Origin of the sequence: Agrobacterium sp. 719_389 (assembly GCF_900188475.1) — a bacterium.
Lineage (GTDB): Bacteria > Pseudomonadota > Alphaproteobacteria > Rhizobiales > Rhizobiaceae > Agrobacterium > Agrobacterium radiobacter.
Window position 1 is genome coordinate 152,105 of the sequence record NZ_FYEM01000001.1, and the last position, 14,584, is coordinate 166,688.

At 59.2% G+C, this 14,584-nt stretch carries 14 protein-coding genes; all 14 read left to right on the plus strand.

All coding sequences use genetic code 11. From position 1 onward, the window contains the following. Window positions 1-78 precede the first annotated feature (78 nt). The 14 genes from CFB10_RS00770 to lpxB all read left to right on the plus strand — a co-directional run bounded on the left by CFB10_RS00770 (window position 79) and on the right by lpxB (window position 14,399). A complete protein-coding gene (locus CFB10_RS00770; protein ID WP_020012415.1) occupies window positions 79-921 on the plus strand; it encodes a cell envelope integrity EipB family protein in 843 nt (280 codons plus the stop codon). Between the two features lie 192 nt (window positions 922-1,113). Continuing rightward, entirely contained in the window at window positions 1,114-1,881 is a 768-nt protein-coding gene (rpsB, locus tag CFB10_RS00775; RefSeq protein WP_003502558.1) for a 30S ribosomal protein S2, read from the plus strand. A 360-nt stretch (window positions 1,882-2,241) separates the two neighbouring features. Further along, complete coding sequence (gene tsf / locus CFB10_RS00780; RefSeq protein WP_020012416.1) at window positions 2,242-3,168, plus strand: translation elongation factor Ts; 927 nt, start codon at window positions 2,242-2,244, stop codon at window positions 3,166-3,168. 97 nt (window positions 3,169-3,265) lie between these two features. After that, the gene (gene pyrH / locus CFB10_RS00785; protein ID WP_003502561.1) at window positions 3,266-3,988 is read left to right on the plus strand and encodes a UMP kinase; all 723 of its coding nucleotides are present in this window, start codon (window positions 3,266-3,268) and stop codon (window positions 3,986-3,988) included. A gap of 62 nt (window positions 3,989-4,050) precedes the next feature. Further along, complete coding sequence (frr, locus tag CFB10_RS00790; protein WP_003502562.1) at window positions 4,051-4,608, plus strand: ribosome recycling factor; 558 nt, start codon at window positions 4,051-4,053, stop codon at window positions 4,606-4,608. A 65-nt stretch (window positions 4,609-4,673) separates the two neighbouring features. Continuing rightward, on the plus strand, window positions 4,674-5,417 hold the full coding sequence (locus CFB10_RS00795; RefSeq protein ID WP_020012417.1) for an isoprenyl transferase: 744 nt from the start codon (window positions 4,674-4,676) through the stop codon (window positions 5,415-5,417). Next, entirely contained in the window at window positions 5,417-6,250 is an 834-nt protein-coding gene (locus CFB10_RS00800) for a phosphatidate cytidylyltransferase (protein WP_020012418.1), read from the plus strand. Before CFB10_RS00795 ends, CFB10_RS00800 begins: the two co-directional genes overlap by 1 nt. A 49-nt stretch (window positions 6,251-6,299) precedes the next feature. Next, complete coding sequence (gene rseP / locus CFB10_RS00805) at window positions 6,300-7,421, plus strand: RIP metalloprotease RseP (protein ID WP_020012419.1); 1,122 nt, start codon at window positions 6,300-6,302, stop codon at window positions 7,419-7,421. Between the two features lie 199 nt (window positions 7,422-7,620). Beyond that, complete coding sequence (gene bamA, locus CFB10_RS00810; protein WP_020012420.1) at window positions 7,621-9,945, plus strand: outer membrane protein assembly factor BamA; 2,325 nt, start codon at window positions 7,621-7,623, stop codon at window positions 9,943-9,945. Between the two features lie 49 nt (window positions 9,946-9,994). After that, a complete protein-coding gene (gene lpxD / locus CFB10_RS00815; RefSeq protein WP_020012421.1) occupies window positions 9,995-11,062 on the plus strand; it encodes a UDP-3-O-(3-hydroxymyristoyl)glucosamine N-acyltransferase in 1,068 nt (355 codons plus the stop codon). Continuing rightward, window positions 11,055-11,522: a 3-hydroxyacyl-ACP dehydratase FabZ gene (gene fabZ / locus CFB10_RS00820; RefSeq protein WP_003502572.1), complete on the plus strand. Its 468-nt coding sequence runs from the start codon at window positions 11,055-11,057 to the stop codon at window positions 11,520-11,522. Before lpxD ends, fabZ begins: the two co-directional genes overlap by 8 nt. Further along, window positions 11,519-12,334: an acyl-ACP--UDP-N-acetylglucosamine O-acyltransferase gene (gene lpxA, locus CFB10_RS00825; protein WP_020012422.1), complete on the plus strand. Its 816-nt coding sequence runs from the start codon at window positions 11,519-11,521 to the stop codon at window positions 12,332-12,334. Before fabZ ends, lpxA begins: the two co-directional genes overlap by 4 nt. 3 nt (window positions 12,335-12,337) lie before the next feature. After that, the gene (locus tag CFB10_RS00830) at window positions 12,338-13,210 is read left to right on the plus strand and encodes an LpxI family protein (RefSeq protein WP_020012423.1); all 873 of its coding nucleotides are present in this window, start codon (window positions 12,338-12,340) and stop codon (window positions 13,208-13,210) included. Between the two features lie 4 nt (window positions 13,211-13,214). Beyond that, the gene (lpxB, locus tag CFB10_RS00835; RefSeq protein WP_020012424.1) at window positions 13,215-14,399 is read left to right on the plus strand and encodes a lipid-A-disaccharide synthase; all 1,185 of its coding nucleotides are present in this window, start codon (window positions 13,215-13,217) and stop codon (window positions 14,397-14,399) included. Window positions 14,400-14,584 lie beyond the last annotated feature (185 nt).

Here is a 14,584-nt window from a genome sequence, read left to right on the forward strand (position 1 = left end):
GGCATTCAGAAGATGTTGATCCAAAAGCCGGGCGGTTGCTTGTACAATATGAGCGGCGAGTCCAACAGGAGATATTGCATGTTTGTCAGGACGCTTGGTTTCGTTGCCGCAACAGGGCTTATGACCGGCCTGTCAAGCGCTGCCAATGCCTTGCCCGTCACGGTTCCGGATCTCGTCGCCCACCGCGCCGTCTACGATCTCGAACTCAAGGATGCGTCGGATCGTTCCGGCATCGAGGGCATGACCGGCCGCATGGTCTATGAATTCACCGGCTCATCCTGTCAGGGGTACAAGACGGATTTCCGTTTCGTGACGCAGATCAACACCGGCGACGCCGTGCGTATGACCGACCAGCAGACCACGACTTTCGAAGACCTTGCCGCGAAGAAATTCACCTTCGAGACCAAATCCTACACTGATGACAAGCTGGACAAGGAAGTGCAGGGGGCTGCGACCGACAGCACCGAGGGCGTGAAGGTCGATCTCACCCGCCCGGATGCCCGTCAGGTCAGTCTCGTCGCCAGCGAATTCCCGACACAGCACATGTTTCAGGTCATCGAACATGCGAAACAGGGAAAGCGCATTTTCGAATCCCGGATATTCGACGGTTCTGATGATGGCGATGAAAGCCTGATCACATCCACGCTGGTCGGCAAATCGCAAATGCCGAAGGATGGCGATGCCGACGCCGGCAAGGCGGGCGAATTCGCCAAGGCGGCCTTCTGGCCGGTGACGATCGCCTATTACAACGACAAGACCGGCACCGACGCCCTGCCGATCTATCGCATGTCGTTCAAGCTTTACGAAAACGGAATCACCCGCGATCTGACGATGGATTACGGCGATTTCGTTCTGACGGGAAAGCTTGCGAAGCTCGATATTCTCAAGCCCGAAACCTGCGAAAACAAGCCGGTTCGCTGAAACGCGGCTATTTCGCCGGTTTTTTCGCATAAATGCTTGCATTTTCATGCGGGCGACTGTATGCGGCTCACCATTCCACACGCGAAGCTTGGGATGTTCCGGGAGAAATCCGGTCCGTTCCGCCCGGTGGTGTCGATGAAAATCGGCGCTGTTCGCTTCGCGGGGGTTAAACCGGAAAAGGAGTAACAAGGCATGGCATTGCCCGATTTTTCTATGCGTCAGCTTCTGGAAGCTGGTGTTCACTTCGGCCACCAGACGCATCGCTGGAACCCGAAGATGAAGCCGTACATCTTCGGCGACCGTAACAACATCCACATCATCGACCTGGCTCAGACCGTTCCGATGCTGTCGCGCGCCCTTCAGGTCGTGTCCGACACCGTTGCCCGTGGCGGCCGCGTTCTGTTCGTCGGCACCAAGCGTCAGGCGTCCGAAATCATCGCCGACAGCGCAAAGCGTTCGGCCCAGTACTACGTCAACTCCCGCTGGCTCGGCGGCATGATGACCAACTGGAAGACCATTTCGAACTCGATCCAGCGTCTGCGCAAGGTTGACGAAATCCTGAACTCGGAAGGCTCCGGCTACTCCAAGAAGGAACGCCTGAACCTTGAGCGCGAGCGCGAAAAGCTTGAAAAGGCTCTCGGCGGTATCCGCGATATGGGCGGCGTTCCGGACCTGATGTTCATCATCGACACCAACAAGGAAAAGATCGCGATCGAAGAAGCCAAGCGTCTTGGCATTCCGGTCGTTGCGATCATCGACAGCAACTGCGACCCGGATCACATCGACTACCCGATCCCGGGTAACGACGATGCTTCGCGCGCCATCTCGCTCTACTGCGACCTGATTGCCCGTGCTGCCATCGACGGTATTGCCCGTCAGCAGGGCGCTTCCGGCCGCGACATCGGCGCTTCTGAAGAAGCTCCGATCGAGCCCGCTCTCGAAGACGAGGCTGGCGCCTGATCTAGGCCCTGTCTGGCGGCGATTTCGTGATCGCCGTCTCCTCGACCAGGATATGACAAGGCCGTCAAAGACCTTCAATGGGTTGACGGCCTTGTTCGTTTCAAGCGCTCCGCTACGTTTTTAGGAAACCGCTGGCGTCTGACGTGGTTGAAACGCAAGGCAGTCTTCATAACGCTGTCACACTTCGGCGGCACCCATCATTCCGATGTATGGAGACGCCGCAGCACTTGGGAATGCGCATGCCCCTTTCCTGAAATCCTCTCCGGTTTCAAAGGGTGTGCGGCCGGGTACAGTCATCACCCAGAACTTCGGCACGGCAAATTCCGCCGGCTGACCGATCGAACCGATAAGAGGCAAACAATGACCGAAATCACAGCCGCAATGGTGAAGGAACTGCGCGAGAAGTCTGGCGCAGGCATGATGGACTGCAAGAAGGCTCTTGCTGAGACCAATGGCGACATGGAAGCGGCGATCGACTGGCTGCGCGCCAAGGGTATCGCAAAGGCCGACAAGAAGTCCGGTCGCACGGCTGCCGAAGGTCTGGTCGGCGTTGCCACCATGGGTCACAAGGCTGTCGTTGTCGAGCTGAACTCCGAAACCGACTTCGTTGCCCGCAACGATGCGTTCCAGGACCTCATCCGCGGTATCGCCCAGGTTGCCCTCACCACCGACGGCACCGTTGACGCTGTTTCCGCTGCCACATATCCGGCAACCGGCAAGTCCGTTTCCGACAGCATCAAGGACGCGATCGCGACGATCGGCGAAAACATGACGCTGCGCCGCTCCGCTGCACTCGAAGTTCCGCACGGCGTTGTTGCGACCTACATTCACAATGCTGCCGGCGACGGCATCGGCAAGCTCGGCGTTCTCGTTGCCCTGAAGTCGGACGGCGACAAGGCCGTTCTGAACTCGATCGGCCGCCAGGTCGCCATGCACATCGCTGCAACCAACCCGCTCGCCATCCGCGCTGAAGAAGTCGACGCTGCCGTGGCCGAGCGCGAGCGCAACGTCTTCATCGAACAGGCCCGCGAATCCGGCAAGCCGGAAGCCATCATCGAAAAGATGGTTGATGGCCGCATGCGCAAGTTCTTCGAAGAAGTCGCCCTTCTGTCGCAGGCTTTCGTCATCAACCCCGACATCACTGTCGGCGCTGCCGTCAAGGAAGCCGAAAAGGAAGCCGGCGCGGCGATCGAAGTGACGGGCATGGTTCGCCTGCTGCTCGGCGAAGGCGTCGAGAAGGAAGAAAGCGATTTCGCAGCAGAAGTCGCCGCAGTCGCCAAGGGCTGATTATATTTACCCAATCTTGGGAAAACGGGAGGGCATCGCGTGACAACGCGGTGCCCTTCGTGTATCCGCGTTTCGGTTACATTTCCGAGGAGTCATGATGTCTTCCAAGCCGATCTACAAACGTGTTCTTCTCAAGGCTTCCGGTGAAGCCCTTATGGGCGATCAGGGTTTCGGTATCGATGTGGCGGTGGCCGACCGTATCGCCTCCGATATCGCCGAGGCGAGGGCGATGGGTGTTGAAGTCGGCGTTGTCGTCGGCGGCGGCAATATTTTCCGCGGCGTGGCCGTGGCCTCCAAGGGGGGCGATCGTGTTACCGGCGACCATATGGGCATGCTGGCAACCGTCATCAACGCACTGGCGCTCGCAACTTCGCTTCGCAAGCTCAGCATCGACACCGTCGTTCTCTCGGCAATCGCGATGCCTGAAATCTGTGAGAGCTTCTCCCAGCGCGCCGCCCTTCACCATCTCGCGCAGGGGCGTGTGGTGATTTTCGCCGGCGGTACGGGCAACCCGTTCTTCACCACCGATTCTGCTGCAGCGCTTCGCGCCGCGGAAATGGGCGCCGAGGCTATCTTCAAGGGTACCCAGGTTGACGGCATCTATTCCGCCGATCCGAAGAAGGATCCGACAGCCACCCGTTTCGACGAGCTGACCCATAGCGAAGTGCTCGGCAAGGGCCTGGCGGTCATGGATATCGCCGCTGTCGCGCTTGCCCGCGAAAACCATATTCCGATCATCGTCTTCTCGATCCACGAGAAGGGCGGTTTCGCGCAGATATTGACCGGCGGTGGCCGCAAGACCATCGTGCACGACAAGTAATCAAAAAAGACGCCGCCCCCTGGGCGAATTCCGGCCACAGCCGACAGAGACGGAGTATCAAGATGAGTGGTATTGACCTCAACGATATCAAGCGCCGCATGGATGGCGCCATCAACGCATTCAAGAGCGACATCGCATCGCTGCGCACCGGCCGGGCTTCGGCCAACATTCTCGATCCGGTCACCATTGAAGCTTACGGTTCGCGTGTGCCGCTCAACCAGGTTGCAAACATCACGGTTCCGGAGCCGCGCATGCTTGGCGTCAACATCTGGGACAAGTCGATGGTCAATGCCGTCGATCGTGCGATCCGGGAATCCAATCTCGGCCTTAACCCGATCGTCGATGGTCAGAACCTCAGAATTCCGTTGCCTGAACTGAACGAAGAGCGCCGCAAATCGCTCGTCAAGGTCGCTCATGATTATGCCGAAAAGTCCAAGGTCGCGATTCGCCATGTGCGCCGCGACGGCATGGATGGTCTGAAAAAAGCCGAAAAGGATGGCGACATCGGTCAGGACGAAAGCCGTGGACAGTCGGAAAAGGTGCAGAAAATGACCGACGACACGATTTCGGAAATTGACCGCTTGCTTGCCGAGAAGGAAAAGGAAATCATGCAGGTCTGATATCGCTTGCGGTAGACCTGTATTTTATTCGTTTTAATTCCGCGCTGCCCTGTTACTGGATCGATATGCCGACGACGACACGTTCCTCCATACCCGAGCACGTCGCCATCATCATGGATGGCAATGGACGCTGGGCAAAGCAGCGCGGTCTTCCGCGCGTGATGGGGCATCGCCGCGGGGTGGAGGCCGTGCGCGAGACCGTGCGCGCGGCTGGTGATTGCGGAATACGCTATCTCACGCTGTTTGCTTTCTCGTCGGAAAACTGGCGCAGACCCGAATCCGAGGTGAGTGACCTGATGGGGCTGTTGAAGGCTTTCATCCGGCGTGACCTTGCCGAACTGCATCGCGAAAATGTCCGTGTGCGGATCATCGGTGACAGGCAGGGGCTGAAGACCGACATACGCTCTCTCCTCGAAGAGGCGGAGCAGATGACGGCAGGCAATACCAAGCTGACGCTGGTGATCGCCTTCAACTATGGAAGCCGTGACGAGATTGTGCGCGCCACGGCGGCAATCGCCCGCGATGTCGCCGAAGGCCGGCTTGATGCCGATTCGATCACGCCGGAGATGATTTCGGCCCGGCTCGACACGTCGGGCATGCCGGATCCGGATCTTATCATCCGCACCAGTGGCGAAGAGCGCCTGTCAAACTTTCTGCTCTGGCAGGCCGCTTATTCCGAATTCCTGTTCGTTCCCGAATATTGGCCCGACTTCGACCGCCAGCGATTCTTCTCCGCAATCGAGCAATATGCAACGCGTGACCGCCGCTTTGGTGCACTCACCGAGCAGGTTGCCGTGGCAGGCGCCTGATGAGCCGTGAACTCAGACTGCGGATCGTCTCCGCAATCGTCATGGCGGCGGTCATTCTGGCCGCGACCTGGTATGGCGGCATTCTGTTTCGCATCGTCGCGGGTCTTCTGGCGATCCTCATCTATTATGAATGGTCGACGATTACCCGGCTGTCGGAAACCAACCCGACCGGCAATGCCTGGGGCTGGTTCGCGGTCGCCGTCATCGCCGGCAATACGATTTTCGGCGAATCCTCGCTCGATCTGCCGCTTTTATCCGGCTTCACGCTGACCGCAGCCCTGTTTCCGGTTTTGCGCGGCAGGAACTGGTGGCTGGTGGGCGGCATTTTTTATGCGGGCCTGAGCGGCATCTCGCTGGCGGCCATTCGCGGTGATGAGCTGACGGGCTTCGTGTCCATCCTTTTCATTTTCGCCGTCGTCTGGTCGACGGATATTCTCGCCTATTTCGTTGGACGCGCCATTGGCGGGCCGAAGCTTGCGCCTTCGATTTCGCCCGGCAAGACCTGGTCGGGTGCGATCGGCGGGGCAGCGGCGGCGGTGATCGGAGGCGGCGCAGTGTCCATGGCCTATCACGGCAGATTGAGCCTGCTGGTGCTGGGGCTCGCGTTCATCCTGTCGGTATTCAGCCAGATCGGTGACCTCTTTGAATCCTTCGTGAAACGACGTTTCCAGGTCAAGGATTCCAGCCATCTCATTCCGGGCCATGGCGGCTTCATGGACCGTGTTGACGGTCTTGTTTTCGCCTGCTTTACGGTATTCCTCATTGCTTTCGTGCATGCGGCGGCAACCGGCGACGTGCCCGGATCGGGCGGCGGTCTGTTGCCGGGTTTCTGAACGGCGCGAAAGGTCACGACATAAAGGGCAGATTGTCATGAACACAGTAATGGCGGCGACCGGCTTTTTGACCGGCTATATCGTGCCCTTCATCCTGGTGCTGTCCCTGCTCGTTTTTGTCCATGAAATGGGCCACTATCTGGTCGGGCGCTGGTGCGGCATCCGTTCCACGGCATTTTCCATCGGCTTCGGCCCGGAGCTGATCGGTTTCACCGACAAGCACGGTACGCGGTGGAAGATTTCCGCGATTCCCCTCGGCGGTTACGTCAAGTTCTTCGGCGATGAGGATGCCGCCAGCAAGCCGGATAGTTCCGGCCTGTCGCATATGTCGCTGGAAGAGAGGGCGCAGACGCTTTCCGGCGCAAAGCTGTGGAAAAGAGCGGCCACGGTTGCTGCGGGCCCGATTGCAAATTTCATTCTCGCCATTCTCATCTTCGCGGTGCTTTTCGGCATTTATGGCCGGATGATCGCCGATCCGGTCGTGGCGGAAGTGCGCGAAAACAGCGCTGCCGCCGCAGCTGGCGTGCGGCCCGGCGACCGGCTGGTCGCAATCGATGGCGAAAAAGTGATGACTTTCGAGGATGTCCGCCGTTACGTCGGCATCCGCCCGGGCACGCCGATCACCGTAACCGTCGAAAGGGCGGGCGAGGAGATGACGCTGCCGATGGTTCCGACCCGCACGGAAACCACCGACCAGTTCGGCAACAAGCTGGAAATGGGCATTATCGGCATCGTTACCGACCAGACCAGCGGCAATTTCCGCCATATTGAATATTCGCCGACCGAGGCCCTGGCCGAAGGCGTGCGCGAAACCGGCCACGTTATTACCGGAACCTTCAACTATATCGGCAATCTCGTGACCGGCCGCATGAATGCCGATCAGCTGGGTGGTCCGGTGCGGGTGGCGCAGGCGTCCGGCCAGATGGCGACTCTTGGCATTTCCGCTGTTATCCAGCTTGCCGCAGTCCTTTCCGTCTCGATCGGTCTGCTGAACCTGATGCCTGTGCCGGTTCTGGACGGCGGTCATCTGGTGTTTTACGCGATCGAGGCCATTCGCGGCAGGCCGCTCGGCGCGGGCGCGCAGGAAGTCGCGTTCCGTATCGGCATGATGATGATTTTGGGTCTTATGGTTTTTGCAACATGGAATGATATCAGCAGCTTGATCGGCTGAGGATTGTGTTTTAACGGTTTTGTTAGTTGTTTGTTTACCCTGTTTTTATGCCGAAGTGGCGAATGAGCCACTCTGGAGCACGAAGTAAACAGAATTTAACGTTCGCGCTTGCTTGTAGGGGAAAAGCAGGTAAAACGACGCACATGGCCGGAGTCGGGTTCCGCCCGCTGAGGGACAACGTAAAAAGGTAAGAATTGAAATGAAGGCTGGTTCAAGATTTTTGAACGCTGTGTCGGCGGTTGCTCTGTCTGCCGGTGTTGCTTCGGTTGCGGGCCTTGGCGTGCTTGCCTCTGCTGACGTTGCAAATGCAGCCGTCATCAGCAGGATCGATGTTCGCGGGGCTGAAAGGTCCGGCGCGGACTCCGTGCGTTCCAACATCACCATTGCGCCGGGTAAGAACTTTTCCAATTCGGATATCGATGAATCGGTGAAGCGTCTTTACGCCACCGGTTACTTCTCGAATGTCTCCATGCGCGTTTCCGGCAGCACGCTGGTCGTCACTGTCAATGAGAACCAGCTGGTCAACCAGGTGGTCTTCAACGGCAACCGCAAGATCAAGGACGACAAGCTCGCCGGCATCGTGCAGACCCAGTCCCTCGGCCCGTTCAATCAGGCCATCGTGACGGCGGATATCGCCCGCATCAAGGAAGCCTATGCCGCCATCGGCCGTAGCGATGTTGAAGTCACCACGCAGACCGTTTCCGTCGGTCAGGGCCGTGTGAACATTGCTTTCGTCATCAATGAAGGCGAGCGCACGAAGATCGGCCGTATCGATTTCGTCGGCAACAATGCCTATAGCGATGGTCGTCTGGCCGCCGTCATCAATACCAAGAAGTCCAACATGCTGTCGTTCCTGACACGCAAGGACGTCTACAACGAGGACAAGCTGCGCGCCGACGAAGAGGCGCTGCGCCAGTTCTACTACAACCGCGGTTACGCCGACTTCCGTGTCGTGTCCTCCGAAGCTGTGCTGGACGAGTCCAAGAACGAATACACCATCTCCATCACGGTCGATGAAGGTCAGCGTTACAACTTCGGCAACGTCGCGGTCGAATCGACCGTTCCGGGCGTCGACGGTTCGGAGCTGCAGGGCCTGGTGGAAACCCGTCAGGGTGGCAGCTACAGCGCCAAGGAAGTTCAGCAGAGCATGGAAGCGATTTCCAAGCGCGTGGCTGGCGAAGGTTATCCCTTTGCCCGCGTAACGCCGCGCGGCGACCGCGACATGGCTGGCAACACCATCGGTGTGACCTATATCGTCGACCAGGGCGAGCGCGCCTATGTCGAGCGTATCGAAATCCGTGGCAACACCCGTACGCGTGACTACGTCATTCGTCGCGAGTTCGATATCTCCGAAGGCGACGCGTTCAACCAGACGGTCATCACGGCTGCCAAGCGCCGTCTCGAAGCGCTTGGCTATTTCTCGAAGGTCAATATCTCGACCGCCGGCGGCAGCGCGCCTGACCGCGTCGTGATTGTTGTCGACGTAGAAGACCAGTCGACGGGTTCGTTTGGTATCGGCGCAGGCTATTCGCAGAACGACGGCGTTCTGCTCGAAGCCTCCATCGAAGAAAAGAACTTCCTCGGTCGTGGCCAGTACATTCGTCTTGCCGCCGGTGCGGGTGAAGACGATGCACGTAGCTACACGCTGTCCTTCACCGAGCCTTACTTCCTCGGCTATCGTCTTGCCGCAGGTTTCGACCTGTTCAAGAGCCAGAGCCGCAGCGAAGATTATTACGACTACGACGAGCAGGGTTTCGCGCTGCGTGTAACCGCGCCGATCACCGAGGACCTCTCGACAACGTTCAAGTACACCTACAAGCAGCTCAACTATGATGGCGAAGGCGACTGGGAAACCGGCAGTAACCTTGCCGCGCCTTATAAGGACCTGATCCGTGGCGGTGACTGGACGCAGTCCATCATTTCGAACACGCTGAACTACAATACGCTCGACGACCGCAACATGCCGCGTGAAGGCTGGCAGGCTGCTCTGACGAACGAATTTGCAGGCCTCGGCGGCGATTCCGAATATTACAAGATCTACGCCAAGGCTCGTTTCTTCTATACGCTGTCTGACGAATACGATGTCATCGGCTCGCTCACGGGTCAGGCCGGTCACGTAGTGCCGACGGGCGACAATCTGCTGGTCTTCGATCAGTTCAAGTTCGGCGGCCGTCAGGTTCGCGGCTTCAAGAACGACGGTATCGGTCCGCGTATCGGCTCCGACTCCATCGGCGGCACGACCTATTTCGCCGCGTCTGCTGAAGTCACGGCTCCGATGCCTGGCGTTCCGGAAGATTTCGGCCTGCGTCTTGCTGGCTTCGTGGATGCCGGCACGCTCTATGGCAACAAGGTTGCCAACAGTGCAGGTGTGAAGGACGACAACTCCATCCGCGCATCCGCTGGTGTCGGCGTGATGTGGGCGTCGCCCTTCGGTCCGATCCGCGTCGACTACGCGGTACCGATCGCCAAGGAAGACTACGACGAGGAACAGCGTTTCCGGTTTGGCATGTCCAACACTTTCTGATATCGGCAGTCCAGAACTGCAACTTTGAACGTTCTGGAGTTTCCGGCTGATGGAATACAATGCCTTTTTTCCGCCCCACGAGGGACTGCGATTGAAAGATATCGCAGACCGTTTTGGGGCGGAACTGTCTGACGAGGCGGCGGGAGAACGGATTATCAGGTCCGTTTCGCCGGTCTATAGGGCAAAGCCCGATCAGCTCTGCTATATTCTTTCGCGCAAGAGCCGCGATGAGCTGCAGACCTGCGACGCTGGCGCCGTTATTTGTGATGCGGCGCTTGTAGACATGCTTCCGTCTCACACACCCGCGCTGATATCGAAGAACCCACACACGCTTTTTGCGCAGGTTGGCGCCCTTCTGCATCCTTCCGCCATGCGACCCGGTCCGATAGCGCGGATGGACGCCGAAATTTCCCATGCTGCGCATGTCGATCCATCCGCGAAGCTGGAGGCGGGCGTTATCGTCGAGGCGCTTGCCGTGATTGGAGCCGGCGCGCATATCGGCGCTGGTACGCGGATTGGCCCCGGCGTCATCATCGGGCAGGATGTGCAGATAGGGCGCGATTGCACCATTGCAGGCGGCGCAAGCGTTCTTGCCTCGCTCATCGGTAATAATGTGATTATCCACAACGGCGCGCGCATCGGTCAGGACGGTTTCGGTTATGCCCCCGGTCCACGCGGCATGCTGAAGATCGTGCAGATCGGTCGTGTCATCATTCAGGACAATGTCGAGATTGGCGCCAACACCACGATCGATCGCGGCACCATGGATGACACGGTCATCGGCGAAGGCACCAAGATCGACAATCAGGTCCAGATCGGCCACAACGTCCGCATCGGCCGCCATTGCGGCATCGTCAGCAAGGTTGGCATTGCGGGCAGCACGCGCATCGGCGACGGTGTGATGATTGGTGGTGCGGCCGGCATCAATGGCCATATCAACATTGGCGACGGCGTGCAGATTGCGGCGATGAGCGGTGTTGTGGCGGACGTACCGGCAGGCGCCCGTTATGGCGGAACGCCTGCGCGTCCAATGAAATATTTCCTGCGCGACATGGCCGAAATTCTGGCGCGCGCTGAAGGGCGTGATAAAAAAACAGGAGAGAAAAACAATGACTGAAGAAACGAAGACGACGCTCGGCGCGGCTGACATTCTGGAAGTCATGAAGCTTCTGCCGCATCGTTACCCGTTCTTGCTGATCGACAAGATCATCGAGATCGATGGTAACAACTCGGCGATCGGCATCAAGAACGTCACCGTCAACGAACCGCATTTCACCGGCCATTTCCCGGATCGCCCGATCATGCCTGGTGTTCTGATCGTCGAAGCCATGGCCCAGACGGCAGGCGCGATCTGCGCCCGTAGCCAGGGTGAGGGCGGTTACCTCGTCTATTTCATGACCATCGACAATGCGCGCTTCCGCAGGCCCGTCGTTCCCGGTGATCGTCTGGAAATCCATGTGGTGAAGCAGCGTCAGCGCGGCAATGTCTTCAAATTCCATTGCGAGGCGAAGGTGGACGGCGCGCTGGTGGCGGAGGCAGATGTCGGCGCCATGATGATCCCCGAGGACCAGCAATGAGCACGATTGCCGCCTCGGCCAGAATTCACCCGACGGCCGTCATCGAAGACGGCGCGGTGATCGGTGAAAACGTCGTCATCGGCGCGCTGAGTTATGTCGGCGCGAAAGTCACGCTGCATGACGGTGTCTGGCTGCACAATCACGCTGTTGTTTCCGGCCGGACCGTGATCGGCCGTGGCTCGGTTGTCCATCCCATGGCGGTCATCGGCGGGACGCCGCAGGCAATTCGCCACGACGGTTCGGAAACGACGCTCGAAATCGGCGAACGCTGCATCATGCGTGAAGGCGTAACGATGAATGCCGGCAGTTCCGATGGCGGCGGCAAGACCGTTATTGGTGACGATAATCTCTTCCTCGCCAATTCGCATGTGGCGCATGATTGCCGCCTCGGCAGCCACATCGTCCTGTCCAACAATGTGATGCTGGCGGGCCATGTCACCATTGAGGACCGCGCTATTCTGGGCGGCGGCTGCGCCGTGCACCAGTTCACCCGCATCGGCCGACAGGCTTTCATCGGCGGGCTGTCGGCGGTCAATTACGATGTCATTCCCTATGGCATGCTGAATGGCAATCCCGGCATCCTCGGGGGCCTGAACGTCGTCGGCATGACCCGTGCCGGCATCGAGCGCGCCGATATCCACAAGGTCAGACGCGTCTACAAGGCGATTTTCGAGGCCGAAGGCACGATTCGCGGCAATGCGGCGGCCATAGACCGTAACGACTATCTGGATTGCCCGCAGGCGCTTGAGGTCATCGATTTCATCGGTGCGGATAGCGACCGTGCGATCTCTTCGCCCAACCGGGGCAAGTGAGCCGTGACAGGCGGCGGGCGTCTCGCCATTGTGGCCGGCAGCGGCCAGCTGCCGCTTTATGTGGCGTCAGCCGCCCGTGAGATGGGCGAGAACCCTTTCATCGTTCGCCTGCGTGATGATTCCCGTTTCGACTGGAGCGGTTTCGACAATGCCGTCATCAGTGTCGGTGATGTTGCCGAGCTTGGCCGTCTGCTGCGCGAAAACCAGGTAGACCGTGTCGTGCTTTCCGGCGGTGTGGCGCGACGGCCGGAATGGCGGGAAATCCGCCCAACAGTCGGCATCCTGCTCAAACTGCCTTCCATTGTCAGGACACTGCTGTCGAGCGGCGACGACGCCGTTCTGCAGATGGTCATCAAGATCATCGGCACGCTTGGCGCAAAAGTCATCGGTGCTCATGAGATCGCCCCCGGCCTGCTTGCCTCTATAGGTCCTTTCGGTACGCAAAAACCTGCCGAGGATGATCTTCGTGATATACGCAAGGCTGCGGAAGCCGCGCTTGCGCTCGGCAAGCTCGATGTGGGGCAGGGTGCAGTCGCCGTCGGTGGCCGTATCGTCGCGCTGGAAGGTGTTGAGGGCACGGACGCCATGCTGGCGCGCGTCGCGGCATTGCGCGCCGAAGGACGTATATCCCCGCGCCGCAAGGGTGTACTCGTAAAGCTGTGCAAACCGCAGCAGGATGTGCGCGCCGACCTGCCGACAATCGGTGTGGAAACGGTGGAGAATGCACGCAAGGCCGGATTGGCCGGCATCGCCGTCGAAGCCGGACGGGCGCTGGTGCTTGATCGCGAGGCGATGTTGAAAGCGGCCGACGAGGCGGGCATATTCGTCTGCGGTATCGATACGTCACTCAGCGGAGACATGATGGGGGAGAGTTGATCGGATGACGGCGGCATTAAAAGTGGCGGTCATAGCCGGAGAGGTATCCGGTGATCTTCTGGGTGCGGATCTGATCCGGTCGCTCAAGGCCCGATATGCAGGCCCCGTCGAGCTGGTGGGTGTCGGCGGCGAGGCGCTGGAGGCACAGGGTCTGATTTCCCTGTTCGACTATTCCGAGCTCTCCATCATGGGCTTCACGCAGGTTCTGAAAAAGCTGCCGAAGCTCATTGCTCGGATCAACCAGACCGCTCAGGCAATCGCTGCTGCAAAGCCCGATATTCTGCTGATCATTGACAGCCCGGATTTCACCCATCGCGTTGCGAAGAAAGTCCGCCGGCAATTGCCGCATCTGCCTGTTGTCAATTATGTCTGCCCCAGCGTCTGGGCGTGGAAGGAATATCGCGCCACCGCGATGCTGTCCTATGTCGATCATGTTCTGGCCCTGCTGCCCTTCGAGCCGGAAGCGATGCGCCGTCTCGGCGGCCCCCCGACGACCTTTGTCGGCCATCGGCTCAGCGTCGATGCCGATGTGCTCTCTGTGCGGCAGAAGCGGGCGGAACGCTCTCTACCTGCAGATGGACAGCCGAAAACCATCCTCCTCCTGCCGGGCTCGCGTTCCACTGAAACGACGCGGCTGATGGAGCCTTTTCAGGCGGCAGCGAGAGCTTTTGTAGAGCGCAACGGTCCGACGCGGTTTCTCCTGCCCACCGTGCCACGTCAGGAAAAACGCATCCGCGAACTGGCGGCATCATGGCCGGAGGATATCAGGCCCGAAATCGGCATCGATTCCGCCTTCAAATGGAACGCGTTTGCTGAAGCCGATGCGGCCATCGCCGCTTCCGGCACGGTCATTCTGGAACTTGCACTCGCGGGCGTACCGACCATCTCGGTCTACAAGACCGACTGGATTTTCACCATGTTGAGCAAGCGGGTGAAAACCTGGACTGGCGCCTTGCCGAACCTGATCGCCGACTACGCCATCGTTCCGGAATATTTCAACGAGGTGGTCAGGTCAGGCTCGATGCTGCGCTGGGCGGAACGTCTGTCTTCCGACACCACCGAGCGGCGGGCGATGCTCGAAGGTTATGCGCTGGTGCAGCAGCGTTTGCACACGGATGTACCGCCGGGAGAAACCGGCGCACGCATTCTTCTCGATGTCCTCAACAACAAGAACAGTCCCTCGGTATAGTCGCAGCCGTCCTGTCATCAGGCGGTGGAAATAGCGGTTTTTCCGATAGGTTAAGCTCGCCGCCGCCTTGCCGCCAGTGCGGGCAGGCGAGGGGGCGGTTTTAACGCATTTGATCGTTAGGACGGCAATTCTCTGGCCTTCAGAGGGTTCGCGGCCGGCGAATTTACGTCTGGCACACCTCTTGC

Bases quoted from the DNA above. Each gene is read 5' to 3' on its own strand.
- CFB10_RS00770 (WP_020012415.1), top strand. From the start codon at position 79: ATGTTTGTCAGGACGCTTGGTTTCGTTGCCGCAACAGGGCTTATGACC.
- rpsB (WP_003502558.1), top strand. From the start codon at position 1,114: ATGGCATTGCCCGATTTTTCTATGCGTCAGCTTCTGGAAGCTGGTGTT.
- tsf (WP_020012416.1), top strand. From the start codon at position 2,242: ATGACCGAAATCACAGCCGCAATGGTGAAGGAACTGCGCGAGAAGTCT.
- pyrH (WP_003502561.1), top strand. From the start codon at position 3,266: ATGTCTTCCAAGCCGATCTACAAACGTGTTCTTCTCAAGGCTTCCGGT.
- frr (WP_003502562.1), top strand. From the start codon at position 4,051: ATGAGTGGTATTGACCTCAACGATATCAAGCGCCGCATGGATGGCGCC.
- CFB10_RS00795 (WP_020012417.1), top strand. From the start codon at position 4,674: ATGCCGACGACGACACGTTCCTCCATACCCGAGCACGTCGCCATCATC.
- CFB10_RS00800 (WP_020012418.1), top strand. From the start codon at position 5,417: ATGAGCCGTGAACTCAGACTGCGGATCGTCTCCGCAATCGTCATGGCG.
- rseP (WP_020012419.1), top strand. From the start codon at position 6,300: ATGGCGGCGACCGGCTTTTTGACCGGCTATATCGTGCCCTTCATCCTG.
- bamA (WP_020012420.1), top strand. From the start codon at position 7,621: ATGAAGGCTGGTTCAAGATTTTTGAACGCTGTGTCGGCGGTTGCTCTG.
- lpxD (WP_020012421.1), top strand. From the start codon at position 9,995: ATGGAATACAATGCCTTTTTTCCGCCCCACGAGGGACTGCGATTGAAA.
- fabZ (WP_003502572.1), top strand. From the start codon at position 11,055: ATGACTGAAGAAACGAAGACGACGCTCGGCGCGGCTGACATTCTGGAA.
- lpxA (WP_020012422.1), top strand. From the start codon at position 11,519: ATGAGCACGATTGCCGCCTCGGCCAGAATTCACCCGACGGCCGTCATC.
- lpxB (WP_020012424.1), top strand. From the start codon at position 13,215: ATGACGGCGGCATTAAAAGTGGCGGTCATAGCCGGAGAGGTATCCGGT.